Genomic DNA, 391 nt, shown 5'->3' on the forward strand with positions numbered 1-391 from the left:
ACGCGCAGACCGGCGAGATCATTCCGCACCGGATGACTCCGGATTATGCCGAGATTCTTGCCTGGATCGTCTCTCTTCCAGCCCCGGTGCGGGTGGTCTACGAGGCCGGGCCGACGGGTTTCGGCCTGGCCCGGTTCCTGCTGGCCGCCGGAATCGACACGCAGGTCGCGGCCCCGTCGAAACTCCAACGTCCGTCCGGGGACCGGGTGAAGACCGACGCGAAGGATGCGCTGCACCTGGCCCGGCTGCTGAAACTGGGCGAGATCACCGCGGTCCGGGTCCCCGCTGCGGACCAGGAGGCGGCCCGGGATCTGGTCCGGGCCCGGGAGGACGTCCGCGGGGATCTGATGCGGTCCCGGCACCGGATCTCCAAGCTCCTGCTGCGCCAGGG

At 70.1% G+C, this 391-nt stretch carries 1 protein-coding gene; it reads left to right on the plus strand.

Annotation, left to right across the window (positions count from 1 at the left end; translation table 11 throughout):
- Positions 1-391, plus strand: a 391-nt coding sequence (locus tag AC1DKN_RS21055) for an IS110 family transposase (protein WP_476872411.1), incomplete at both ends; no start/stop codon positions are given.

The organism is Arthrobacter sp. 01N444 (assembly GCF_056399305.1).